The organism is Agrobacterium sp. ST15.16.055 (assembly GCF_027956555.1).
GTDB lineage: Bacteria > Pseudomonadota > Alphaproteobacteria > Rhizobiales > Rhizobiaceae > Agrobacterium > Agrobacterium salinitolerans.
This window is the reverse complement of the sequence record NZ_JAQKGN010000005.1, coordinates 50317-72014: the sequence shown is the minus strand read 5'-3', so window position 1 is coordinate 72014 and position 21698 is coordinate 50317. Positions and strand designations below refer to the sequence as shown.

The following is a 21698-nucleotide window of genomic DNA, read 5'->3' as shown; positions in this document are numbered from 1 at the left end:
CGCCGTCGGTCCGGATGCTGCCAGTTTACAGACGCCCGGCAGGAGACTTCATTTCCGGCACATCCTTGCACTCATATGAAAGGCTCGTCCGTGTGGCGGGCCTGTTCTCGTATAAAACAAGGCTGCGCCGAGGAGCACAGCTTACATGGCAGACAAAATGCTTATCGACGCCTCCCACGAAGAGGAGACACGCGTAGTCGTTGTCCGTGGGAACCGGATCGAGGAATTCGATTTCGAATCGGAGCACAAGAAACAGATCCGCGGCAATATCTATCTTGCCAAGGTCACCCGCGTTGAGCCCTCGCTTCAGGCGGCCTTCGTCGATTACGGTGGAAATCGCCACGGCTTTCTCGCCTTTGCGGAAATACACCCGGATTATTACCAGATCCCGCTCGCTGACCGACAGGCCCTGCTGAAAGCAGAAGCCGAGGATCATCGCCGCAGCGACGATTTCGAATCTGCAGACGCCCCCGAGCCCGGTGCGCCCATGATCGACCTTTCGCAGGTGGATCAGCCGGATGTCGGCATTGTTTCCGCAAGCGAAACCACCGAGACCGTTGTCACGGAAGAAGCTGCACCCGTTGTGGAAGCGGTTACCGAAGAAGCAGCCGTTGAGGTCGTCGCGGAAGAAACACCCGCTGAGGAAGAAAAGCCGAAGAAACGCACCCGCCGCCCCCGCGCCAAGAAGAAGACGGCGGAAGAAGAAGCCGCTGCGGCCGAGGCCGCCGAAGCGTCTTCCGAAGACGAGGGCAGCACCGGCGGCGAAATGGCCGCCATGGTCGATACCGACACGATTTCCGAGGAAGTCGAGGGTCTTCGCCGCGGCAATGACGACGATGACGACGACGATGACGATCATCACGAGAAGGAAGTGATCGAATCCGTCGGCGCCGAAGACGCCATGGAAGAGGTTCCGGACCGCGTCGCCCGCAAGCCGCGCAAGCAGTATCGCATCCAGGAAGTCATTAAGCGCCGTCAGATTCTTCTTGTGCAGGTTGCCAAGGAAGAACGCGGCAACAAGGGTGCGGCGCTGACCACTTACCTGTCGCTTGCCGGCCGTTACTCCGTTCTGATGCCGAATACGGCGCGTGGCGGCGGTATTTCCCGCAAGATCACCCAGCCGGCCGACCGCAAGCGCCTGAAGGAAATCGCGCGCGATCTGGACGTGCCGCAGGGCATGGGCGTCATCCTGCGCACCGCCGGCGCCAACCGCACCCGCGTCGAAATCAAGCGCGACTTCGAATATCTGATGCGTCTGTGGGAAAATGTCCGCACGCTGACGCTGAACTCCACGGCCCCCTGCCTCGTTTACGAGGAAGGCTCGCTGATCAAGCGTTCGATCCGCGATCTCTACAATAAGGATATCGGCGAGATCATCGTTTCGGGCGAAGAAGGCTATCGTGAAGCGAAAGACTTCATGAAGATGCTGATGCCGAGCCACGCCAAGGTGGTTCAGCCTTACCGCGACATTCACCCGATCTTCTCGCGCTCCGGTATCGAGGCCCAGCTCGACCGCATGCTGCAGCCGCAGGTGACGCTGAAGTCGGGCGGTTACCTCATCATCAACCAGACGGAAGCGCTGGTTTCCATCGACGTCAACTCAGGCCGTTCGACCCGCGAGCATTCCATCGAGGAAACCGCGCTGACGACGAACCTCGAGGCGGCGGAAGAAGTGGCGCGCCAGCTTCGCCTGCGCGACCTTGCCGGTCTTGTCGTCATCGACTTCATCGACATGGAAGAAAAGCGCAACAACCGCGCTGTCGAGAAGAAGCTCAAGGATTGCCTGAAGAACGACCGCGCCCGCATTCAGGTCGGCCGCATCTCGCATTTCGGCCTTCTGGAAATGTCGCGCCAGCGCATCCGCGCTTCGGTGCTGGAATCGACCACGCAGGTCTGCCAGCATTGCGGCGGCACGGGCCATGTGCGCTCCGAATCTTCCATCGCGCTGCATGTTCTGCGCGGCGTCGAGGAATATCTGCTGCGCAACACCACCCACAACATCACCGTGCGCTGCACGCCGGAAACGGCGCTTTACCTGCTCAACCACAAGCGCGGCACGATCGTCGATTATGAAGGCCGCTTCGGTGTGTCCATCATCATCGCTGCCGACGCCGGTGTCGGTGCGCAGCATTTCGCCATCGATCGTGGTGAAGCCGTCGAAAATCCGGTGAAGATCGAAAGCCTCATCCAGATGCTGCCGAACTTCGTGGAAGAGGAAGACGATTTCGTCGCAGAGGTGGAAGAGGACGAAGACGAGGAAGAAATCGTCAAGGCCCAGCCCTCCGAGCCGCGCCAGCAGCAGGGCGACAATGGCGAGGAAGGCAAGCGCAAGCGCAAGCGCCGCCGCCGTCGTCGCGGTAAGGGCGGTCAGAACGACCAGAACGGCTCGCTTGACGCCCAGTCCGAAGGCGACGATGCCGAAGGTGACGACGACGGCGTCGAAACCGATGAGGCCGATGCTGAAAACGAAAATGGTACAGCGGAAGCACTGACGTCCGATGAGGATGGCAAGCGCAAGCGCCGCCGTCGCGGCAAGCGTGGCGGCCGCCGCAACCGTGCGGAAGACGAGGCACTCGACGCCGCGGACGCCGAAGCCGGCGAGGAAGGCGAAAGCGAAGAGGTTTCCGCCGAAGCATCCGTGAATGAAGAACCGACCGCCGCCGAAGTGGTGGAAGGTGTGGTTGCCGACGTCGTTGAGGTTGAAGCACCGAAAAAGCCGCGCCGCACCCGCAAGGCGAAAGTAAAGACTGAAACCGAAGAAGCACCGAAGGCAGAAGCCGTTGAAACGGTAGAGCCGGTGATCGTCAAGGAAACCGTTGTCGACGTCGCCATCGAAGAAGCAGGTGAAGCCTCGGCCGATCTCGCTCCGGAAGCGGAAGCAACGGCGAACGAAGAAAAGGTCCGCGCGAACCGAGGCAGTAATGTCTCGCATTCGGAGCCGGTGGTGACCTCTTCCGGCTCACCCGCAACGCCTGAAGGCGATGAACCAAAGCCGCGCAAGGGCGGCTGGTGGCAGCGCAAAGGCTTCTTCTGAGAGAAGCCACATCTTGGATAAAAGACGCCCGTAACGATGTTGCGGGCGTTTTCTTTTATCGGTGCAAAGAACGTTTTTTTTCGAACCGCTCACAATTCCTGCGACAGGCACGGGATGAGGAATGGGAAAGGTCGGCCGGTCAAACGGACCGCGTCAACCCGCCATCAACGCGGATATTCTGACCGGTAATATATCCCGCCCCCTCAGAGGCAAGGAATGCCACGGTTGCGGCGATTTCCTCGCTCTTGCCGTAACGCTGCATCGGCACGCTCTCTCGGCGCTCCTCCGTTGCCGGCAGGCTGTCGATCCAGCCGGGCAGCACATTGTTCATGCGCACATTGTCGGCCGCATAGGTATCGGCGAAAATCTTGGTATAGGAGGCAAGGCCGGCGCGGAACACAGCGGATGTCGGGAACATGCTGCTCGGTTCGAAAGCCCAGGCAGTCGAGATGTTGACGATGGCGCCCGCTTTCTGTTTCACCATGATGGGGGCGACGATCCGTGTCGGGCGGATGACGTTCATGAGGTAGACATCGAGGCCGATATGCCATTGCTCGTCGGTGATCTCGAGGATGGAGGCGCGCGGACCATGGCCGGCGCTGTTGACCAGCACATCGATGCGGCCGAATTTTTCGAGCGTCAAATCCGTTAGCCGCTGGAGATCGTCATTGGACTGGTTGGAGCCGGTGACGCCGATGCCGCCCAGTTCCTGCGCCAGCGCCTCTCCCTTGCCGGAAGAGGACAGGATCGCGAGTTTGTAGCCATCCGCGGCCAGACGTTTCGCCACGGCAGCTCCCATGCCGCTGCCGCCTGCCGTTACAATCGCTACCTTCTCCGCCGACATCGCTTTTCTCCTTGTCCAATTCTAAGGGTGCCCCGCACCATATTGGCCCATCTATAACGGGTTTCAAAGGCGAGTTCGAACCAGAAAGCCTTGCAGCGGCATGCAGAAAAACTGATGCTGAAAAAGTCAGCCTAGCCATTTCCCCCTGCCGGATGGACTTCCCGGCTGTCGGCTGGCGCTTCCTCCCGTTCCTCCAGGCCGTAGTCGCGGATCACCTGCGCGATACGCAGCCGGTAATCGGAAAAAACGCCGGACCGGCCAAGCGACTGCGCGGCGCGATGCGGCAGGGTGTTGCGCCACGCCCTCACCGCCTCCTCATCCCGGAAGAAGGACAGAGAGAGCATCTTGTCCGGATTGCCGATACTTTGAAACCGCTCGACGGACAGAAAACCGTCGACGGTCTCCAGTTCAGCCCGCAGGCCTGCCGCGATGTCGAGATAATGCTGCTTCTCGCCTTCAGCCGGCCAGACCTCGAAAATAACGGCAATCATTGTCCGCCTCCGGCGTGCGGAGCGGAGGCGAGACGCAGGAAAAGCCGGTCCTCCCTGCGAATGAACTGTTCGCGGCGGGCGAATTCGTAGTTTTCCCGCCCCGCGGGATCGGCGGCGAGCCGTGCCCTGTAGGCTTCGTAGGCGGCCAGATTTTCGATGTTGTAGACACCGTAGGCAATGGTGCTCGATCCCTCCTTCGGCGCATAATAACCGATCAGATCGGCCCCGCAGCGCGGTATCGCCTCACCCCATGTGCGGGCATATCGCTCAAAAGCATCGACCTTGAAAGGATCGATCTCGTAGCGGATGAAACAGGTCAGCATCGTTTGTCTCCTCGTATTTTGCCTCTCTCTTTTACGCCATTGCTTTGCTTTAATGCTTCGGCTAGCATCGAAGCATGAAAGACGGCCCCCTGATCGCCAATGTCGCCGCGCTGATCGGCGACCCTGCCCGCGCCAACATCCTGACGGCGCTGATGGACGGACGTGCGCTCACCGCAAGCGAGCTTGCCGAAGCCGCCGGCGTGACCCTGCAGACCGCCAGCGGGCATCTGTCGAAGCTCTCCGAGGCGCAACTCCTGAAGGCGGAAAAACAGGGACGTCACCGCTATTTCCGTCTTTCCGACGAGGATGTGGCGCATGTTCTGGAAGCGTTGATGGGTCTTGCCCAGCGCACGGGTGCAGTCCGCGTCCGCACGGGACCGAAGGACAAGGCGCTGCGGGAAGCGCGCATCTGCTACGATCATCTGGCCGGGGAAAGCGGCGTGGCGCTGCTAGCCGCCATCACCGCAAAGGGGCTCGTGACGTTAGGTGATGATCCTGCCTTAACGGAGAGCGGACGCGAGTTCTTCTCAAGCTTCGGCATAGACCTTTCACCGCTCGAGAAGGCCCGTCGCCCGGTCTGCCTGCATTGCCTGGACTGGAGTGAGCGCCGCCATCATCTCGGCGGTGGGCTCGGCGCATCGCTGCTTGAAGCCATGCAGCAACGGGACTGGCTGCGGCGCGGAAACGGAAGGATACTGACCTTCACGACAAAGGGCGAAAAGGCTTTCAACAGCACCTTCAGCTGCACGCCCACCTGAGCACCACGAACGGATGATCCCGGCTTATTTCAACCAGCCGGCAATACGTCCAACGGCCTCGGCAATGTCAGATACGGAACCCGCATAGGAAATGCGCAGCGCCCTGTGGCCTTCCTCTGGATCAAAATCCATGCCTGGAGTCGTCGCCACATCGATTTCCGCCAGCATGCGCCTGGCGAAATCCATACTGTCGTTGGAAAAGCGGCTGGTATCGACATAGGCGTAAAAAGCGCCATCCATCGGGGACGCCAGCGGCAGGCCTATCTCCGGCAGGCGCGCCATCAGGAAATCGCGGTTGGTGCGATAGCTTTCCCGGTAGACATCCAGTTCCTCCGCCGCCGAAAAGGCTGCCGTCGCCGCAAGCTGCGACAGTTCAGGCGCGGAAATATAAAGGCTCTGGGCCAGACATTCGACGGGACGGACCAGATTCTCGGGCAGCACCATCCAACCGATGCGCCAGCCCGTCATGCAATAATATTTGGAGAAGGAGTTGATGATCACGGCATTGTCGGTGATTTCGAGCGCGCTCGTCTCTTCCCCGACAAAGGTGAGGCCGTGATAGATCTCGTCGGAAATGAAAGCCATGTCGCGGCTTTCGCAATAGCTGGCCAGCCGCCTCAAAGCCTCGCGGCCGGTAACGGTGCCGGTCGGATTGGCCGGGCTTGCCAGAAGCACGCCCTTCAGCTTGCAGCCGGCCTTTGTCTCCGCCCGCTCCAGACTTGCCGGCGTCAGCGTATAACCCGTTTCGGCCGTGACCGGCACTTCCACGACGTTGAGGCCGAGAGCTTTCAAAATATTGCGATAGGCAGGATAGCCGGGCCTTGCGATAGCGACATAATCGCCCGCATCGAAAAGGCTCAAAAAGGCGAGGTTGAAGGCCGCAGATGAGCCAGTGGTCACGGCGATGCGGGCGGGATCGATGGCGACCTGGTGGCGCAGCCGATAATGGCCGGCGATCGCCTCCCGCAACTCACGCAGGCCGAGCGCATCGGTATAACCGATCCGCCCATGCTTCAGCGCAACCTCAGCCGCCGCAAGCGAGGCTTTCGGTGCAGGATGGGAGGGCTGACCGACCGCCATGGAAATGACGGGGCGGCCCGCCTGCCTGCGCCTGTTCGCTTCCGCCAGAATGTCCATGGCGTGAAAGGGTTCGACGGCGCTCCGCTTCGAGATCGTTATCAAGGGCATGCTCTTTCCTGAACCGTATTTCAGAGACTTGCCGCAGAATCACAATCTTCACAATCATGCGATCATAATGCGGACAAGTATTTTTGCCGTATGGCATTTGGCTTAAAGTAAGGTAATTGCCTTCATAAGATTTCAAGAGGCTCCGGCCGCAAAGAATGAGGACCGATATGGCGCATTTTCTCCGTTCCACCCTTCTTGCCAGCGTGACGGCCCTTTCAACGGTATTCGCCTCCCTGCCCGCCCATGCGCTCGACGAGCAGCAGAAGAAGGAAATGGGCGAGTTCATCAAGCAATATCTGATCGAGAACCCGGAAATCATGCTCGAGGTTCAGGATGCGCTTGAGCGCAAACAATATGCGGCGCGCAACGCCAAGGCGGCGGAAGCCGTTGCCGACAACAAGAAGACCATCTTCGAATCAGAATACGATCTGGCGCTCGGCAACCCGGATGGCGATGTGACGCTGGTCGAGTTCTTCGACTATAATTGCGGTTACTGCAAACGCGCCATGGGCGATATGGACGCGATTTTGGAGGGCGACAAGAAGGTGCGCGTCGTCCTCAAGGAATTCCCGATCCTCGGACCGGAATCGGTTGCGGCCCACCGAGTCTCCAACGCCGTGAAGCTGCTTGCTCCGGCCAAATACGCAGAATTCCAGCGCACCCTGCTTGGTGGTCGCGGACGGGCGAATGAGGACAGCGCCATGGAAGTCGCGACCTCGCTCGGCCTCAAGGAAGCAGACATCCGCAAGTCGATGGCGGAAAACCCGAATGATGCGCAGGTGCAGGAAACCTACAAGCTGGCCAACAGCCTCGGCATCACCGGAACGCCGTCCTATATCGTCGGCGACGAGGCGGTTTTCGGTGCGGTCGGCGCCGACCCTCTGAAGGAAAAAATCGCCAATATGCGCAGCTGTGGAAAAGCCACCTGCTCCTGATTGCTAAAAAAGCCACTGCATTCCCTGTGAGATGCCTGCCCAGCGGCCGGTTTAGGGCTTGCGGGGGCTTTTCCTTGACGGCTGCGCAGTCTATAGGTGTCGCTGATTTTCTTATGGAAACGTGAATGAGCAACATCATCATCGTCATCAACGGCCCCAATCTCAACATGCTGGGAAAAAGGGAACCGGGTATCTATGGTGGCAAGACGCTGAAGGACATCGAGAATGATTGCCTTCAAGCCGGTGCCGATCTCGGTTTCGCAGTGGAATTCCGCCAGTCGAACCACGAAGGCGTGCTGGTGGACTGGTTGCAGGAGGCGGGTGAGCGGGCGGCTGGCGTCGTCATCAATCCCGGCGCCTACAGCCACACATCCATCGCGTTGCATGACGCCATTCGCGCGATTTCCACGCCCGTCGTGGAAGTGCACATTTCCAACATCCACGCCCGCGAAGAGTTCCGTCACAAATCGATGGTATCACCCGCGGCTAAGGGCATGGTCTGCGGTTTCGGACCATATGGATACATCATGGCGCTTCACGCGCTGAAAAACATCACGGCATAAAAAGAAACAAAGAATAGGGTTTGTCATGTCTGAAAAGAAACAGGGTATCGACAAGGAACTGATCCGCGAACTCGCGAATATCCTCAACGATACCGACCTTTCGGAAATCGAAGTGGAGCAGGACGACCTGCGCATCCGCGTTTCCCGCGCCGCTCCCGCCGCCACGGTCTATGCCGCAGCGCCTGCTCCTTATGCGCCCGCACCGGCGGCAGCCCCCCTTGCTGCGCCGGCCGCAGCCGCGCCGGCAGCCTCTGCGTCCTCCGCAGCACCTGCCCGAAACCCGGCCAACACCGTGTCCTCGCCGATGGTCGGCACGGTCTATCTTTCGCCTGCCCCGGGCGCACGTCCCTTCATCGAAGTGGGTGCAACGGTCAAGGAAGGCCAGACCATCCTCATCGTCGAAGCCATGAAGACCATGAACCAGATTCCGGCTCCCAAGTCCGGCAAGGTCGTGGAAATCATCGTCAACGACGCTCAGCCTGTGGAGTATGGCGAAGCCCTCGTGGTCATCGAATAAAGGCGGTTCAGCATGGTTTCGAAGATCCTCATAGCCAACCGCGGCGAGATTGCGCTACGTGTCCTGCGCGCCGCCAAGGAGCTTGGCATTCCGACGGTGGCCGTGCATTCCACGGCCGACGCGGATGCCATGCATGTGCGCCTTGCCGACGAGAGCGTCTGCATCGGCCCGCCGCCTTCGCGTGACAGCTACCTCAACATCCACCAGATCGTTGCGGCCTGCGAAATCACCGGGGCGGACGCCGTTCATCCCGGTTACGGCTTCCTGTCGGAAAATGCAAAGTTCGCCGATATTCTCGACGCGCACGGCATCACCTTCATCGGACCGACCGCCGAACATATCCGCATCATGGGCGACAAGATCACCGCCAAGCAGACGGCGATGGAGCTTGGTATTCCCGTTGTTCCCGGCTCCGACGGCGAAGTGAAGCCTGAAAACGCCCTTGAGATCGCTCGCGAAATAGGCTTTCCCGTCCTCATCAAGGCGACGGCGGGCGGCGGCGGTCGCGGCATGAAGGTGGCGAAGACCGAAGCCGATCTGGAAGAGGCCGTTGCGACGGCCCGCTCCGAAGCGGCGGCAGCCTTCGGCAACGACGCGGTCTACATGGAAAAATACCTCGGCAAGCCGCGCCATATCGAAGTGCAGGTGTTCGGCGATGGCGAAGGTAATGCCGTTCACCTTGGCGAACGCGATTGCTCGTTGCAGCGCCGTCACCAGAAGGTGCTGGAAGAAGCCAATTCGCCGGCTCTGACCGTCGAACAGCGCATGAAGATCGGCGAAATTTGCGCGAGCGCCATGCGCAAGCTGAAATATCGCGGCGCCGGCACCATCGAGTTCCTGTATGAAAACGGCGAGTTCTATTTCATCGAAATGAATACCCGTCTGCAGGTGGAGCATCCGGTAACGGAAGCGATTACCGGCATGGATCTCGTGCAGGAACAGATCAGGGTCGCTTCAGGCCAGGGCCTGTCGGTCACGCAGGCGGATATCGAATTCCATGGCCACGCCATCGAATGCCGAATCAATGCCGAAGACCCGCGCACCTTCGTTCCCTCACCGGGCACGCTGACCTATTTCCACACGCCGGGCGGTCTTGGTGTTCGCGTCGATTCCGGTGCATATCAGGGCTACAAGATCCCGCCCTATTACGACAGCATGATCGGCAAGCTCATCGTTCACGGCCGCGACCGTGACGAGTGCATTCGCCGCCTGCGTCGCGCGCTGGATGAGTTCGTCGTCGACGGCATCAAGACAACACTGCCGCTTTTCCAGGATCTTCTGCAGAACGAAGATATTCTGAACGGCGATTACGATATTCACTGGCTGGAAAAATATCTGGCCGGTGACGCGTCTCACTAAGACGATATGGCTGGGCGGCGCAGCAGAAATAACGACATAACGGTCGATATTCTGCTGCGCGCCTATTCAGCCGGCCTGTTTCCCATGGCCGATTCGGCCGATGATCCGGAACTGTTCTGGGTCGAGCCGGAAATTCGCGGCATCATTCCCCTCCATAGTTTTCACGTTTCCAAAAGCCTCGCCAAAGCGATGCGCAGGAAGCCGTTCGAGATTCGCTTTAACACCGCTTTCGAAGCGGTGATGGCTGGATGCGCGGCGGAAGCGCCGGACAGACCGAGCACCTGGATCAACGCCGTCATCCGCAGGCTCTATAGCGAGTTGCACCAGATCGGCCACGCCCATAGTGTCGAAGCGTGGGAAGGCGAGGAACTTGTCGGCGGGCTTTACGGCGTCTCGCTGGGCGCCGCCTTCTTCGGCGAGAGCATGTTTTCCCGCCGCACCAATGCATCGAAGATTTGCCTCGTGCATCTGGTGGAGCGCTTGCGACAGCAGGGTTTCACCCTGCTCGACACGCAATTTACGACAGAGCACCTCAAGACGTTCGGCGCGATTGACGTACCGAAGCAGGATTATACGAAAATGCTCGACCTTGCCGTCAACCGGCCCAGTCTGCAATTTTGAAGACTTTACGTAAGGTTATCTGCTTGCCGTAGAGGGAGCAGGAACGTCAGAATCCTGCTTGCAGCCCGTCAGCCACACGTCGTAGATCGGGTGTTCCACAGCGTTGAGGCCGGGACTGTCGGCGAACATCCAGCCCGTGAAAATTCGCTTGATCTTGCGGTCGAGCGTGATTTCATCGACCTCGACAAAAGCGTCGATCTTCTGGGCTTCCGTCTGGTCGCGGGAATAACAGACTTTCGGCGTCACCTGAAGCGCGCCGAACTGCACGGTCTCATCGATATAGACATCGAAAGACGTGATGCGGCCGGTGATCTTGTCGATGCCGGAAAACACCGCCACACGGTTTTCGAGACGGGCGGCGGAGACGGGTGATACGAGGAGAACAGCAGAGACCGCTGCAAACAGCGAGACTGTCAGCGCACGCAAAGAACGATCCCGCGTGATTTTCCTCATACGATATGTCTCCAAATATTTGCCTGTGTCGAACCGCCGACCGGATCAACGCCTAAGGGCGGAATGTGGCAAAAACCGGTGAGGGCGGATACAAGCGCGGTGTTTTGCACAACACCGCGCATCACAAGTTGCTTAGTTGCCGGGGTTCCAGGCGTCGTAGTCGCCGGTTACGCGCGGGCGCTCGCCGGCCACAGCCAGCGACCCCTGCGGGCGATAGGCATTGGACGAACCGGTGAGGTTGGGCTGGTGCGGCTTTTGCCAGTCACGCGCAACGTAGCTTTCCTGGCTCGGCGGCACGTCGGTGCGGTAATGCATCCAGCCATGCCAGCCGGGCGGAATGGCCGAGGCCTCAGCATAACCATTGTAGATCACCCAGCGGCGCGGCATGCCCCAGGAGGTGGTGCCGCCTTCGTAATAGGTATTGCCCAACTCGTCCTGTCCTACCTTCTTGCCGAAGCGCCAGGTGTGAAACCGCGTTCCGATCGTCTGGCCGTTCCACCAGGTGAAGATTTGCGTCAGGAGAGTCTTCATTCTACGTTCCTCGGGCTTGAATGCGCCGCAGCGATTTTCCGTGCACGGCACAAGACATGCTTATGCCGCCCCTCACGGCAATTGTCCAGCATTTCGAGATATATCCGCGCTATTTCAGCTTCATCCTGAAGCCCAGATGCCGCTTCTCGAAACCGAGCCGCTCGTAAAAGCGATGCGCGTCTAGCCGGGCCATGTTGGAGGTGAGCTGCGCGGCTTTCAGACCCTGACGGCGGGCTTCTTCCAGGCAAAAATTGATCATCACCGCACCGATGCCGCGACCGCGCATATCGGCCCGCGTCTGCACTGCCTCGATCACCATGGACTTCGCCCCTCGCCCGACGAGCTTGGTGAGGATCGCCGTCTGGAAGGTGCCGACCACCTCGCCATCCAGTTCAGCGACATAAAGCGTTTCGCTCGGCGACGCCTTGATGGCCCGGAAGGCGGCGAGATAATCGGGCTGCGCCGATTCGTCTGCCGTATCGCCGTGGCCCCCGATCTCGTCGGCGGCAAATATGGCGGCAAGCGCCGGCACATCGTTTTCGCGCGCCGTTCGAATTACAAGATTTTCCAAGGTCGCATTCATCGGGTCAGGCTCTTTTCCATAACGATGCCGGGCAGCCCCTCGATGCCAGCCATGCGCTCGATTCGGTCCACCTCGACAAATCCGACGCCTTCATAAAAGGCGATTGCGACAGTATTTTTAGGTTCGACTTCCAGCCGCATGATTTCCGCATCCGGAAAGCAGGTTTCAAGCTCCGCGAAGAGGTCGCGGCCGACACCCTGCCGCTGAAGATCGGGCGCCACATAAAGCTGGTGCAGCAGGGCGGTCTTCGCCATCTTGGTGGACATCGAGCCATAGGCCATGCCGCCGATCCGCTTGCCGTCATCGGCCACCAGAAACTCGCCGCCCTTTTTCTCGACCCGGTCCTTCATGGCCTGCGGCGAATGCCATGCGGCAATCAGCTCGTTCACCTTGTCCGCGCCGTAGATCGCGTCATAGGTGGCGTGCCATGTCGTGGCCAGCAACGTGCGTACGGGCTCGATATCTCGCAGACCTGCCGTGCGGATGAAAAACATGATTTGGCTCCGTCTCAGAATAGAAAAAGCCGGGCGTTGATCCCGGCAGAAGTGATGTCAGTCCTTCGTACTCGACGTCATCCTCGGGCTTGTCCCGAGGATCTGAGCACGTTTGACCTTGTGGGTCGTTAGATCCTCGGGACAAGCCCGAGGATGACGGATGAGAGCTGTCGGCCTCAATGCTTCTACGGCAAGAGGCAGCCTCCGCTTACTCGTCTTCAATGCCAAGCTTGGCCTTGACCAGCGCCTGCACCGCCTGCGGGTTGGCCTTGCCGCCCGTCGCCTTCATGACCTGACCGACGAACCAGCCGGCGAGCGTTGGCTTCGCCTTGACCTTCTCGACCTGGTCCGGGTTAGCGGCGATGATTTCATCGACGGCCTTTTCGATGGCGCCGGTATCGGTCACCTGCTTCATGCCGCGGGCTTCGACGATCTCAGCCGGATTGCCGCCCTCGTTCCAGACGATCTCGAACAGGTCCTTGGCGATCTTGCCAGAAATGGTCTCGGCCTTGATGAGATCGATGATACCGCCGAGCTGTTCTGGCGAAACCGGGGTCGTCTCGATATCCTTGCCCGATTTGTTCAGTGCACCGAGCAGATCGTTGATGACCCAGTTGGCAGCGGCCTTCGCATCGCGACCGGCAGCAACCGCCTCGTAATAATCGGCAATTGCCTTTTCCGAAACGAGGATCGAGGCGTCATAGACCGACAGGCCGAGATCGGCCACGAAACGTGCCTTTTTGTCGTCAGGAAGCTCCGGCAGATCGACCTTCAGCGCCTCAACGAAAGCATCGTCGAATTCAAGCGGCAGCAGATCAGGGTCCGGGAAATAGCGGTAATCATGCGCGTCTTCCTTGGAGCGCATGGACCGCGTCTCGCCCTTGCCGGGATCGAACAGGCGGGTTTCCTGATCGATCACGCCGCCATCTTCCAGAATGGCGATCTGGCGACGCGCCTCATATTCAATGGCCTGACCGACGAAGCGGATGGAGTTGACGTTCTTGATTTCGCAGCGCGTGCCGAAACCTTCGCCGGGACGGCGCACGGAAACGTTGACGTCGGCGCGCATGGAGCCTTCATCCATGTTGCCGTCGCACGTGCCGAGATAACGGACGATGGAGCGCAGCTTGGTGAGGTAACCCTTGGCCTCATCCGAAGAGCGCATATCGGGCTTGGAGACGATTTCCATCAGCGCCACGCCCGAACGGTTGAGGTCCACGAAAGACATGGTCGGGTGCTGGTCGTGCATCGACTTGCCAGCGTCCTGCTCCAGATGCAGGCGCTCGATGCCGATCTCGATGTCCTCGAAATTGCCCTGACGGTCTGGACCGAGCGAAATGGTGATGGTGCCTTCACCGACGATCGGGTCCTTGAACTGCGAAATCTGGTAGCCCTGCGGCAAATCCGGATAGAAGTAATTCTTGCGGTCGAAGATCGAACGGTTGTTGATCTTTGCCTTCAGGCCGAGACCGGTACGTACCGCCTGCTTGACGCACTCCTCGTTGATGACGGGCAGCATGCCGGGCATGGCGGCATCGACCAGCGACACGTTGGAGTTCGGCGCATTGCCGAAGGTGGTGGAGGCACCGGAGAACAGCTTGGAATTGGAGAGAACCTGCGCATGCACCTCCATGCCGATCACGATTTCCCAATCGCCGGTGGCGCCGGGAATGAAGCGTTTCGGGTCGGGGGTGCGCACGTCTACAAGGGTCATCTGAAGCTCACGATATACGGGTTCTTTGGCCTTGGTGGGTAGAACAAATGCAGCGCGGGCGCAAGACATGTTGCGCCCTCTCGCCACCGGCCTACGATTTTCGCCAATGCCGGACACGCCTTTTTTACGCTTGCCGGTTTCAAATCACGCTATGGACACGATGACCTTCTGCCTCATCGCCTATATCGGCTTCAATCTCTTCGTTTTCCTTGTCTATTGGTGGGACAAGGAAGCCGCAAGACAGGGCGGATGGCGTATCCGGGAAAGCACGCTGCTCCTGCTTGCTCTCGTCGGCGGCAGCCTGGGGGCCGTGTCGGCCCAACATCTGTTACGGCACAAAACACGCAAGGAGCCGTTCCGCAGTATCCTGCTGTCCATCGTGATATTGCAGAGTGGCCTTCTCGCATCGCTCGCCATCATGCCGGACTGGCCGGTGCGGTTGGCGGTTGCGCTGAAAACGCTGTTTCAGAACCCGGGTCCGTAAAGGCCACTCTCGATCTCGGCCAACTGTTTTTGCAGCCCCACCGATTGCACCTCGCGGTCCAGCTTCGGCGCATAAGAAACGGAAAGCCAGCGCACGCTATAGCCATGGTGGCGGAAAAAGGCGACTGCCGGTTCGTTCTGGGCATGTGTCTCAAGCCGGATGGTCTCGAAGCCCTTGTCCTCTATCAGTCTTTCAATATCTGCAAGCAGACGGCTGCCGACGCCCCTCCGTTGAAAATCGGGATCGATCCAGAAGTCGGAAATAACCTCGTCAAAATGCTCCCGCGCGGCCCACCCTGCAACCGAGCCTCCAAGTTCCGCGACGCGGATGGCAAGCCATGATGAGCGGGTGAAATTGGAAAAGGCGCTGGCCGCATTGTCGTAAAGCGTGGAGGTGATTCCCAGCGCCGCGGTCGCCTGCCGCCACGCCCTGACGCCGATGGCCGCAAGGACTTCCGCTTCCCGCTCATGCGCATTGCGAATGACGATCAAACCGCGCCCTCCTTGGCCGTAAAAATTAAACCATTGCGAGTGTGATTCGGCCAGCGTGCTTTTGCTGGGCAAGCCACCGCCTTGACCCTGCTGGACTTGCCCGCTATCCAAAAGAAGCAAGAACGGAGTTTTTATGTTCGCTCAATCGGAGTCCCGGTAAAGGCCCTGCCCGCAAGTTTCTTGCGCGCCGGGCCAGATGAAACCGAGCCGGCTGCCTTAACGGCACCCGGGTTTGCTTTCACGCGTCCATGTGACGCCGACCGGACTTCCAAAAAATGGACATTTCCCGCGCCGAACAGCGCATTCTTCACCTGCTCGCCCAGGGCGGCAGAATTGAACTCGTTCGAGACGATGCCCGTAAAATCGAAAAAATCTCGCTCTTCACGCGCGAGGGCTGGATTTTCAGCGGCCTCGATCTCCTCACCTTCCGCAAGCTGAAACGGAAGAGAGCGATCGCCTCTTCCGGCGGCAAGCCCTACCGCATCACCACGCGCGGGCTGGAGCTCGTGCGCGGTGAGTTGGACAATCGCTGAAAACAAAACGGGCGGCACTTGATGCCGCCCGTTCTTGTACAAAACTTGGTGGATGGATTCACCACCACTTGGCGGGGGTAAACTTGCCGGCAGCCTGCTCGATGGCATGGGCCGTCTTGAACAATGTCTCTTCCTCGAAAGGCTTGCCGATGAGTTGCAGGCCGAGCGGCAGGCCCTTGCCGTCGAGACCGGCAGGCACCGAGAGGCCCGGAAGGCCGGCCATGTTGACGGTGATGGTGAAAACGTCCTGCAGGTACATCTTCACCGGATCCGAGGCGAGTTCCTCGTCACCCACTGCGAAAGCAGAAGATGGGGTGATGGGCGCTAGGATCGCGTCAACGCCCTCATGGAAGACGTTTTCGAAGTCGCGCTTGATGAGCGTGCGGACCTTCTGCGCCTTCAGGTAATAGGCGTCGTAATAACCGGCCGACAGCACATAGGTGCCGACCATGATGCGGCGCTGCACTTCCTTGCCGAAACCGGCAGCGCGGCTTTTTTCGTACATGTCGGCAATGTCCTTGCCATCGACGCGCAGGCCGTAGCGGACACCGTCATAACGGGCAAGGTTGGACGAGGCTTCCGCCGGTGCGACGATGTAATAGGCGGGAAGCGCGTATTTGGTGTGCGGCAGCGAGATATCGACCACCTCGGCACCGGCATCACGCAGCCATTCCACGCCCTTGGCCCAGAGCTTTTCGATTTCGTCCGGCATGCCGTCAACACGGTATTCCCGGGGGATACCGATCTTCAGGCCCTTCAGCGATTGACCGATGGCCTTTTCGTAATCCGGCACAGGAAGGTCAACAGAAGTCGTGTCCTTGGCGTCAACGCTTGCCATGGTCTTGAGCAGGATTGCGGCGTCGCGTACGTCACGGGCAATCGGTCCTGCCTGGTCGAGCGAGGAAGCATAAGCGACAATGCCGTAACGCGAGCAACGGCCGTAAGTGGGCTTGATGCCGACGGTGCCGGTGAAGGCCGCTGGCTGGCGGATGGAGCCGCCGGTGTCGGTTGCGGTTGCGCCGGCGCACAGATGCGCGGCCACGGCTGCGGCGGAACCGCCAGAAGAGCCGCCGGGCACCAGCTTCTGCTCGGAGCCATTGGCGCGCCAGGGGTTGATGGCGGGGCCGTACCAGGAACTTTCGTTCGACGAGCCCATGGCGAATTCGTCCATGTTGAGCTTGCCGAGCATGACGGCGCCCTGATCCCAGAGGTTCTGGGTGACGGTGGATTCATACTTCGGCTTGAAGCCGTCGAGGATGTGCGAGCAGGCCTGCGTGTGAATGTCGCGCGTGGCAAAAAGGTCCTTCACGCCGAGCGGAACGCCTTCCAGCTCGCCCGCGGCACCGGAGGCGATACGGCCATCAGAGGCCTTTGCCATGTCGCGCGCCTTTTCCGGCGTCGTTGCCACATAGGCGTTCAGCGCGCCGTTGGCCGCATCGATGGCGGAGAGATAGGCGTCGGTCAGCTCTAGGGCGGAGAATTCTTTGCCTTTCAGCTTTGCGCGGGCTTCGGCAATGGTCAGGCTCGTCAGGTCGGTCATGGTCGGCAACGGCTTTCGAAAATCTCGGAAAAATCAGGCGGCAAACGGCGGTCGGGTTATTCGACCACTTTCGGGACCATAAAGAAGTCCCGGTCGGTCGCAGGCGCATTGGCGACAATGTCTTCCGCCTTGTTGCCGTCGGTCACCACGTCGGCGCGCTTTTTCATCTCCACCGGGGTGACTGACGTCATCGGCTCGACGCCGTCGACATTCACTTCCGAAAGCTGCTCCACGAAACCGAGTATGCCGTTCAACTGGCCGAGCATATTCTGCGCTTCATCTTCGGTGACAGCGATACGGGCAAGGCGCGCAACGCGCTTTACGGTGGCGAGATCGACGGACATGGTTTTACTCCGGTAGGAATTTTCCTACCCGCTATAATCACCATGTCCGTCCTTCGCAACGGTAGAAAGCATGTCGTGTCAAACTGCAGAGCGGTTTTGCGGCAACGACATGCTCTCACGCAGCTTCAGAAGGACAGCGTATCGCCGGCCTTCGGCGTTTGGACACGCGCTTGCGCCCCTTCCATGCCGGCCACGAACTTTTCCGGTGTCGGGTCGATGATCGGGAAGGAACCGTAGTGGCAGGGAATGACATTGCCGAAATTGAAGAAGCGCTGGCAGGCGAGCGCCGCGACGGCACCGCCCATGGTGAAGCGGTCACCGATCGGCACGAGGCCGATATCCGGCTGGTGCAGTTCGTTGATGAGTTTCATGTCGGAGAAGATGTCGGTATCACCCATGTGATAGACGGCCGGGCCGTCCTCGAAATGCAGCATCAGGCCATTGGCATTGCCGAGCGAATGAGAGACGCCATCTTCGGTAATCTGGGCGGAGGAATGCAGTGCATTGGTGAAGGTGACGGAAAAGCCGTCGAAATGGACCGTGCCGCCGGTATTGCCCATATCGACCTTGGCGACGCCCTTGGCGGACAGCCAGGCGGCAAGATCGGCATTGGCCAGCACGGTCGCGCCCGTTTCGCGGGCAAGCTGCACGGTATCGCCGACATGGTCACCATGGCCATGCGTGAGGAGAATATGGGTGATGCCTTCGGCCGCCGACTTCGCATCCTGCCCGGCAAAACCGGGATTGCCGGTGAAGAACGGATCGATGAGGATCTTCGCGCTGCCGTTTTCAAGGCGGAAGGCGGAATGGCCGAGCCAGGTGATTTTCATGGGAAGTTCTCCTTTGTATTGCCGGTATAGTATGACATAGGACGGCCTGAACAACCGCACTACCAATATTTAAGAGAGGCGACCATGGCCGCAAATGATGACGAGTACGTGTATGACGAGGCGACCGGTGAATGGCGACCCGCTTCCGAACTGGCTGCAGAAGCGGCGCGTGCGAATGAAGTACGCGATGCGGCGGGCAATGTGCTTGAAGATGGCGATTCCGTCACCCTGATCAAGGATTTGAAGGTCAAGGGCACCAGTACGGTCATCAAGCAGGGCACCGTCATCAAGTCGATCCGCCTGACCGACAATCCCGAAGAGATCGATTGCAGGCATGATGCGGTCAAGGGTCTGGTGCTGCGCACCGAATTCGTCCGGAAGCGGTAAGGACAGCGCGAGACATGGCGACACTCACCATTGAGGAACTGGCGCAGGTGCTTCAGCCCAGCCAGGCTATTGCCGGCCTAGACCTCGGTACGAAGACAATAGGGCTTGCCATGTCGGATCTGTCACGGCGTTTTGCGACACCGCGCCCGGTGTTGAAGCGTGTAAAATTCACACAGGACGCCCAGGTGCTGCTGGCCTTCGCTGAAAAGGAAAAGGTCGCCGCCTTCATTATCGGCCTGCCGATGAACATGGACGGCTCCGCCGGACCCCGCGTGCAGGCAACCCGCGCCTTCGTGCGCACCATGGGCGAAAAAACCGCCCTGCCCTTCGTTTACTGGGATGAGCGGCTTTCAACCGTTGCGGCAGAGCGCGCGCTTCTGGAAATGGATGTCTCACGCGCCAAGCGCGCCGAACGCATCGATTCAGCCGCCGCAAGCTTTATTCTTCAGGGCGCGCTGGACAGGCTTTCCGCACTCACCCGCGCCGCCGACTGACGGCCCTGCCACCAGGCAGCAATCTGCTTTCTTTTGCGAAATGCGAGAATTGCAAAAACGATCAGGCTGTCGACCGCGATGGCGCGCGCCACCAGCGGCGGCAGGCTTTCCGGCGGAAGACCGAGAATATTGCCGTAAATCTCGAACACAAGATCATGGGTCTGACGCGTCAGCATGTAGAAGCCGAAGCTCATGTCGTAATAGGAGAGCCAGTACCAGCTGCCCAGCAATGCGACGGGACCGGCCCATAGGATAAGAAACCACTTCATGCCGCCTGCCCCCGTATAAACATCGTATCGGGAAAGCCGGCAAGCACCGCCCAGCGCACCGCAGCCATCAGGCAGAGGTTCAGCGCCGGCGCGTCGATATCCAACGGCAGCATCACAAAAAACGTCATCATGACGCCTAAAGCTGTCCAGCGGCTCACTTGCGGCTCCCTTATGCGCAGTCATTGCGCATGGTTAACATTTCGTTAATCCACACTGGACCGGCAGCCAGGGCGAGGCAAATGAAAGCTGTTATTATGGTTAATGGCGGTCGGGCGAGTTGTGGAAAAGAATGTGTTCCTGTGAACGGACGGAAGCACCGGGCGGTTGCGCGCCCGGTGAAAACATGGCTGATTTTTCGTTAATTTCGGGCTTGCCTCGGCTGTTCCCATCAGCTCCGGCAACGCGTGTCAGCCGTAAACGCCGCGCACCAGTCTTTTGACGGCGGTGGTGATCTTGTCCCAGTCCCGATCTGATTTGAGCGGCACGCCAGCGAACTGACCGCTGGTGGCAGCAGAAATGACGAGGTGCTGAATTGCGGCGAACAGGACAGCATTGACGGCGGCGGTATCCACACCCTTCGGCGCAGCGAGCGAGCCTCGCATGCGCTCCAGCCATTTGCCCAGCGACTTGGCGCGGGCTTCGGCCAGTTGACGCACCTGCGGTGACCCGTCAGACACTTCCCAGGCGATGATCTTGCAAACGAGAGCATCGCTGCGCAGCGCATCCATGAAATAAAGCGCCAGCTTTTCCATGAGATCGCCATAGGTCAGCAGAAACATGCCGCCAGTGTCTTCGGGAATGCGATCTTTCACCCAGGAACCGAGATCCTCGCCGATCGCCTCGATCAGACCATCAAGGCCGCCGAAATACCGATAGATGAGCTGCTTGTCGCAGCCGGCGCGGCGGGCAACGGCGTTGATGCCGAAGCCTTGAAACCCCTCTTCGGCAAGCAGCGACCGTGCCGCATTAAAAATCGCCTTCTCGGTCTGAGCGCGATCCTTGATGCGCTTTTCCGGTCTGTCGGCTGAAATCGCCTCTGCGGTCGCCAGCATGATTCCCTACCCGTTTTCTGAAAGGCCTCTCTCAACGGGTTAACAAAGCGTGTGCGGAAGAACAACGTGGCGGGATGGATGGTGAGAAGGTTCCTGTGGATGACGAGTCCGCCATACCGTTTTCGGCACAGGACAGGGACGCCTCCAGACATTCTTAGGAGGTATCACCATAGTCGGCCGGAAGATGACGTTCGATTTCCATCGAATCATGAAGAACGCGACCGACGCCCACCAAACCGGGTCGTAGTGCACGATAAAGTAACAAATGTCTCGGGGTTTTAACGAGACCTGTTTCGCTTTTTGCCCGCTCACGACTATAACGAAGGTGATAACAGCGCACGTCATCACCAAGTTCAGCGCGAATAGTCGTGCCGGCACGCAGGGGATCGCGAGCAACATCACGCAACGCAGTTGCTAGCAACTTTTCGTAGCGTTTTCTCGCTGCAACTCCAAATGTCGCGTGGGTCCATCCAAGGATTTCGATGATGTCCGATTGTGCGGCGTCGGACAGACGATATGTCGTCATCCGTCGTCGGACTTGCCGAGCTGCACTTCAGCCTCGCGCCCAAAAGCGGAAATGAAATCGTCAAGGTCATCATCCGAAACATCAGTATAACGTCCCTGGTCAAGGTCGGCGAATCCCTGTTGCGCCGCTACCTTCAAGGCCTCCACTCTGGCTGCCTCGAGGCGCTCCCGCCTCTCAATTAACCGCAAGCCTTCACGTAGCACTTCACTGGCGTTTTGATAGCGGCCGGATTTGACGAGCTCGTCTATAATCTCTTCGTGATGCTGTGTCAGGACGACGTTACGCGTTGGCATCGGAGACTCCACCGGACTTCATTTATGCCTATCCATACCATCGATTG

29 protein-coding genes are annotated in these 21698 nt (G+C 59.4%); 11 read left to right on the top strand and 18 right to left on the bottom strand.

What is annotated here, in order from left to right; all coding sequences use genetic code 11:
• Positions 1-145: 145 nt before the first annotated feature.
• Positions 146-3034, top strand: coding sequence for an Rne/Rng family ribonuclease (locus PL599_RS10120; RefSeq protein ID WP_269824004.1), 2889 nt, complete (start codon positions 146-148; stop codon positions 3032-3034).
• 139 nt (positions 3035-3173) lie between these two features.
• On the opposite strand, the gene PL599_RS10115 is transcribed toward PL599_RS10120, so the two are convergent.
• The 3 genes from PL599_RS10115 to PL599_RS10105 all read right to left on the bottom strand — a co-directional run bounded on the left by PL599_RS10115 (position 3174) and on the right by PL599_RS10105 (position 4692).
• Positions 3174-3878, bottom strand: a complete 705-nt coding sequence (locus tag PL599_RS10115) for an SDR family oxidoreductase (protein ID WP_077982403.1) — start codon at positions 3876-3878, stop codon at positions 3174-3176.
• Between the two features lie 131 nt (positions 3879-4009).
• Positions 4010-4369 (bottom strand): antibiotic biosynthesis monooxygenase family protein, encoded by a 360-nt coding sequence (locus PL599_RS10110; RefSeq protein ID WP_077982404.1) that lies wholly within the window; start codon positions 4367-4369, stop codon positions 4010-4012.
• Entirely contained in the window at positions 4366-4692 is a 327-nt protein-coding gene (locus PL599_RS10105; protein WP_003521451.1) for an NIPSNAP family protein, read from the bottom strand. The genes PL599_RS10110 and PL599_RS10105 overlap by 4 nt, the downstream gene beginning before the upstream one ends.
• A gap of 74 nt (positions 4693-4766) precedes the next feature.
• Between PL599_RS10105 and PL599_RS10100 the strand changes: the two genes are divergently transcribed.
• Positions 4767-5450, top strand: coding sequence for an ArsR/SmtB family transcription factor (locus tag PL599_RS10100; RefSeq protein WP_269824005.1), 684 nt, complete (start codon positions 4767-4769; stop codon positions 5448-5450).
• Between the two features lie 24 nt (positions 5451-5474).
• Here PL599_RS10100 and PL599_RS10095 read toward each other — a convergent pair whose 3' ends face one another.
• Positions 5475-6632: a pyridoxal phosphate-dependent aminotransferase gene (locus tag PL599_RS10095; protein WP_269824033.1), complete on the bottom strand. Its 1158-nt coding sequence runs from the start codon at positions 6630-6632 to the stop codon at positions 5475-5477.
• Positions 6633-6805: 173 nt separating this feature from the next.
• Here PL599_RS10095 and PL599_RS10090 point away from each other — a divergent pair, with 173 nt between their 5' ends.
• The 5 genes from PL599_RS10090 to aat all read left to right on the top strand — a co-directional run bounded on the left by PL599_RS10090 (position 6806) and on the right by aat (position 10633).
• Complete coding sequence (locus PL599_RS10090) at positions 6806-7573, top strand: DsbA family protein (protein ID WP_269824006.1); 768 nt, start codon at positions 6806-6808, stop codon at positions 7571-7573.
• 125 nt (positions 7574-7698) lie between these two features.
• On the top strand, positions 7699-8136 hold the full coding sequence (gene aroQ, locus PL599_RS10085; protein ID WP_077982408.1) for a type II 3-dehydroquinate dehydratase: 438 nt from the start codon (positions 7699-7701) through the stop codon (positions 8134-8136).
• 25 nt (positions 8137-8161) lie between these two features.
• Positions 8162-8653 carry an acetyl-CoA carboxylase biotin carboxyl carrier protein gene (gene accB / locus PL599_RS10080; protein WP_269824007.1) on the top strand — a complete coding sequence of 164 codons (492 nt, stop codon included), beginning with the start codon at positions 8162-8164 and terminating at the stop codon, positions 8651-8653.
• Between the two features lie 12 nt (positions 8654-8665).
• A complete protein-coding gene (gene accC, locus PL599_RS10075) occupies positions 8666-10012 on the top strand; it encodes an acetyl-CoA carboxylase biotin carboxylase subunit (RefSeq protein ID WP_077982410.1) in 1347 nt (448 codons plus the stop codon).
• A 6-nt stretch (positions 10013-10018) separates the two neighbouring features.
• On the top strand, positions 10019-10633 hold the full coding sequence (gene aat / locus PL599_RS10070; RefSeq protein WP_173988968.1) for a leucyl/phenylalanyl-tRNA--protein transferase: 615 nt from the start codon (positions 10019-10021) through the stop codon (positions 10631-10633).
• A gap of 15 nt (positions 10634-10648) precedes the next feature.
• Here the strand turns inward: aat and PL599_RS10065 are convergent, their stop codons facing one another.
• From PL599_RS10065 to gatB, 5 genes are all read right to left on the bottom strand, one after another.
• Positions 10649-11086: a DUF2155 domain-containing protein gene (locus PL599_RS10065; protein ID WP_269824008.1), complete on the bottom strand. Its 438-nt coding sequence runs from the start codon at positions 11084-11086 to the stop codon at positions 10649-10651.
• Between the two features lie 132 nt (positions 11087-11218).
• Complete coding sequence (locus tag PL599_RS10060; protein WP_269824009.1) at positions 11219-11617, bottom strand: NADH:ubiquinone oxidoreductase subunit NDUFA12; 399 nt, start codon at positions 11615-11617, stop codon at positions 11219-11221.
• Between the two features lie 109 nt (positions 11618-11726).
• On the bottom strand, positions 11727-12200 hold the full coding sequence (locus PL599_RS10055) for a GNAT family N-acetyltransferase (RefSeq protein WP_269824010.1): 474 nt from the start codon (positions 12198-12200) through the stop codon (positions 11727-11729).
• A complete protein-coding gene (locus PL599_RS10050) occupies positions 12197-12694 on the bottom strand; it encodes a GNAT family N-acetyltransferase (RefSeq protein WP_137410219.1) in 498 nt (165 codons plus the stop codon). The genes PL599_RS10055 and PL599_RS10050 overlap by 4 nt, the downstream gene beginning before the upstream one ends.
• Positions 12695-12902: 208 nt before the next feature.
• A complete protein-coding gene (gene gatB, locus PL599_RS10045; RefSeq protein WP_191217642.1) occupies positions 12903-14408 on the bottom strand; it encodes an Asp-tRNA(Asn)/Glu-tRNA(Gln) amidotransferase subunit GatB in 1506 nt (501 codons plus the stop codon).
• A gap of 151 nt (positions 14409-14559) precedes the next feature.
• Here gatB and PL599_RS10040 point away from each other — a divergent pair, with 151 nt between their 5' ends.
• Positions 14560-14892, top strand: coding sequence for a DUF1294 domain-containing protein (locus tag PL599_RS10040; protein ID WP_077982417.1), 333 nt, complete (start codon positions 14560-14562; stop codon positions 14890-14892).
• On the opposite strand, the gene PL599_RS10035 is transcribed toward PL599_RS10040, so the two are convergent.
• Positions 14874-15383: a GNAT family N-acetyltransferase gene (locus PL599_RS10035; RefSeq protein ID WP_173988957.1), complete on the bottom strand. Its 510-nt coding sequence runs from the start codon at positions 15381-15383 to the stop codon at positions 14874-14876. The genes PL599_RS10040 and PL599_RS10035 overlap by 19 nt on opposite strands.
• 275 nt (positions 15384-15658) lie before the next feature.
• Between PL599_RS10035 and PL599_RS10030 the strand changes: the two genes are divergently transcribed.
• Positions 15659-15916 carry a YjhX family toxin gene (locus PL599_RS10030; RefSeq protein WP_142912140.1) on the top strand — a complete coding sequence of 86 codons (258 nt, stop codon included), beginning with the start codon at positions 15659-15661 and terminating at the stop codon, positions 15914-15916.
• 58 nt (positions 15917-15974) lie between these two features.
• Here PL599_RS10030 and gatA read toward each other — a convergent pair whose 3' ends face one another.
• The 3 genes from gatA to PL599_RS10015 form a co-directional block, all read right to left on the bottom strand.
• Positions 15975-17456 (bottom strand): Asp-tRNA(Asn)/Glu-tRNA(Gln) amidotransferase subunit GatA, encoded by a 1482-nt coding sequence (gene gatA, locus PL599_RS10025; protein ID WP_137410216.1) that lies wholly within the window; start codon positions 17454-17456, stop codon positions 15975-15977.
• 56 nt (positions 17457-17512) lie between these two features.
• Positions 17513-17800 carry an Asp-tRNA(Asn)/Glu-tRNA(Gln) amidotransferase subunit GatC gene (gene gatC, locus PL599_RS10020; protein WP_077982421.1) on the bottom strand — a complete coding sequence of 96 codons (288 nt, stop codon included), beginning with the start codon at positions 17798-17800 and terminating at the stop codon, positions 17513-17515.
• Between the two features lie 125 nt (positions 17801-17925).
• Positions 17926-18630: a metal-dependent hydrolase gene (locus PL599_RS10015; RefSeq protein WP_269824011.1), complete on the bottom strand. Its 705-nt coding sequence runs from the start codon at positions 18628-18630 to the stop codon at positions 17926-17928.
• Positions 18631-18714: 84 nt separating this feature from the next.
• Here PL599_RS10015 and PL599_RS10010 point away from each other — a divergent pair, with 84 nt between their 5' ends.
• On the top strand, positions 18715-19017 hold the full coding sequence (locus PL599_RS10010; RefSeq protein WP_269824012.1) for an alkylphosphonate utilization protein: 303 nt from the start codon (positions 18715-18717) through the stop codon (positions 19015-19017).
• 14 nt (positions 19018-19031) lie between these two features.
• Entirely contained in the window at positions 19032-19511 is a 480-nt protein-coding gene (gene ruvX / locus PL599_RS10005; RefSeq protein WP_269824013.1) for a Holliday junction resolvase RuvX, read from the top strand.
• On the opposite strand, the gene PL599_RS10000 is transcribed toward ruvX, so the two are convergent.
• From PL599_RS10000 to PL599_RS09980, 5 genes are all read right to left on the bottom strand, one after another.
• The gene (locus PL599_RS10000; RefSeq protein ID WP_003521478.1) at positions 19463-19780 is read right to left on the bottom strand and encodes a DUF6105 family protein; all 318 of its coding nucleotides are present in this window, start codon (positions 19778-19780) and stop codon (positions 19463-19465) included. The genes ruvX and PL599_RS10000 overlap by 49 nt on opposite strands.
• Positions 19777-19911 (bottom strand): hypothetical protein, encoded by a 135-nt coding sequence (locus tag PL599_RS09995; RefSeq protein WP_269834315.1) that lies wholly within the window; start codon positions 19909-19911, stop codon positions 19777-19779. The genes PL599_RS10000 and PL599_RS09995 overlap by 4 nt, the downstream gene beginning before the upstream one ends.
• 276 nt (positions 19912-20187) lie before the next feature.
• On the bottom strand, positions 20188-20832 hold the full coding sequence (locus PL599_RS09990; RefSeq protein WP_269824014.1) for a TetR/AcrR family transcriptional regulator: 645 nt from the start codon (positions 20830-20832) through the stop codon (positions 20188-20190).
• 154 nt (positions 20833-20986) lie between these two features.
• Entirely contained in the window at positions 20987-21358 is a 372-nt protein-coding gene (locus PL599_RS09985) for a type II toxin-antitoxin system RelE/ParE family toxin (protein ID WP_269824015.1), read from the bottom strand.
• Positions 21355-21651: a type II toxin-antitoxin system ParD family antitoxin gene (locus tag PL599_RS09980; RefSeq protein WP_137410213.1), complete on the bottom strand. Its 297-nt coding sequence runs from the start codon at positions 21649-21651 to the stop codon at positions 21355-21357. Before PL599_RS09980 ends, PL599_RS09985 begins: the two co-directional genes overlap by 4 nt.
• Between the last annotated feature and the right edge of the window lie 47 nt (positions 21652-21698).

Coding starts and splice junctions, on each gene's coding strand:
- PL599_RS10120 (WP_269824004.1), top strand. CDS start 146: ATGGCAGACAAAATGCTTATCGACGCCTCCCACGAAGAGGAGACACGC.
- PL599_RS10115 (WP_077982403.1), bottom strand. CDS start 3,878: ATGTCGGCGGAGAAGGTAGCGATTGTAACGGCAGGCGGCAGCGGCATG.
- PL599_RS10110 (WP_077982404.1), bottom strand. CDS start 4,369: ATGATTGCCGTTATTTTCGAGGTCTGGCCGGCTGAAGGCGAGAAGCAG.
- PL599_RS10105 (WP_003521451.1), bottom strand. CDS start 4,692: ATGCTGACCTGTTTCATCCGCTACGAGATCGATCCTTTCAAGGTCGAT.
- PL599_RS10100 (WP_269824005.1), top strand. CDS start 4,767: ATGAAAGACGGCCCCCTGATCGCCAATGTCGCCGCGCTGATCGGCGAC.
- PL599_RS10090 (WP_269824006.1), top strand. CDS start 6,806: ATGGCGCATTTTCTCCGTTCCACCCTTCTTGCCAGCGTGACGGCCCTT.
- aroQ (WP_077982408.1), top strand. CDS start 7,699: ATGAGCAACATCATCATCGTCATCAACGGCCCCAATCTCAACATGCTG.
- accB (WP_269824007.1), top strand. CDS start 8,162: ATGTCTGAAAAGAAACAGGGTATCGACAAGGAACTGATCCGCGAACTC.
- accC (WP_077982410.1), top strand. CDS start 8,666: ATGGTTTCGAAGATCCTCATAGCCAACCGCGGCGAGATTGCGCTACGT.
- aat (WP_173988968.1), top strand. CDS start 10,019: ATGGCTGGGCGGCGCAGCAGAAATAACGACATAACGGTCGATATTCTG.
- PL599_RS10065 (WP_269824008.1), bottom strand. CDS start 11,086: ATGAGGAAAATCACGCGGGATCGTTCTTTGCGTGCGCTGACAGTCTCG.
- PL599_RS10060 (WP_269824009.1), bottom strand. CDS start 11,617: ATGAAGACTCTCCTGACGCAAATCTTCACCTGGTGGAACGGCCAGACG.
- PL599_RS10055 (WP_269824010.1), bottom strand. CDS start 12,200: ATGAATGCGACCTTGGAAAATCTTGTAATTCGAACGGCGCGCGAAAAC.
- PL599_RS10050 (WP_137410219.1), bottom strand. CDS start 12,694: ATGTTTTTCATCCGCACGGCAGGTCTGCGAGATATCGAGCCCGTACGC.
- gatB (WP_191217642.1), bottom strand. CDS start 14,408: ATGACCCTTGTAGACGTGCGCACCCCCGACCCGAAACGCTTCATTCCC.
- PL599_RS10040 (WP_077982417.1), top strand. CDS start 14,560: ATGGACACGATGACCTTCTGCCTCATCGCCTATATCGGCTTCAATCTC.
- PL599_RS10030 (WP_142912140.1), top strand. CDS start 15,659: ATGGACATTTCCCGCGCCGAACAGCGCATTCTTCACCTGCTCGCCCAG.
- gatA (WP_137410216.1), bottom strand. CDS start 17,456: ATGACCGACCTGACGAGCCTGACCATTGCCGAAGCCCGCGCAAAGCTG.
- gatC (WP_077982421.1), bottom strand. CDS start 17,800: ATGTCCGTCGATCTCGCCACCGTAAAGCGCGTTGCGCGCCTTGCCCGT.
- PL599_RS10015 (WP_269824011.1), bottom strand. CDS start 18,630: ATGAAAATCACCTGGCTCGGCCATTCCGCCTTCCGCCTTGAAAACGGC.
- PL599_RS10010 (WP_269824012.1), top strand. CDS start 18,715: ATGGCCGCAAATGATGACGAGTACGTGTATGACGAGGCGACCGGTGAA.
- ruvX (WP_269824013.1), top strand. CDS start 19,032: ATGGCGACACTCACCATTGAGGAACTGGCGCAGGTGCTTCAGCCCAGC.
- PL599_RS10000 (WP_003521478.1), bottom strand. CDS start 19,780: ATGAAGTGGTTTCTTATCCTATGGGCCGGTCCCGTCGCATTGCTGGGC.
- PL599_RS09995 (WP_269834315.1), bottom strand. CDS start 19,911: ATGATGACGTTTTTTGTGATGCTGCCGTTGGATATCGACGCGCCGGCG.
- PL599_RS09990 (WP_269824014.1), bottom strand. CDS start 20,832: ATGCTGGCGACCGCAGAGGCGATTTCAGCCGACAGACCGGAAAAGCGC.
- PL599_RS09985 (WP_269824015.1), bottom strand. CDS start 21,358: ATGACGACATATCGTCTGTCCGACGCCGCACAATCGGACATCATCGAA.
- PL599_RS09980 (WP_137410213.1), bottom strand. CDS start 21,651: ATGCCAACGCGTAACGTCGTCCTGACACAGCATCACGAAGAGATTATA.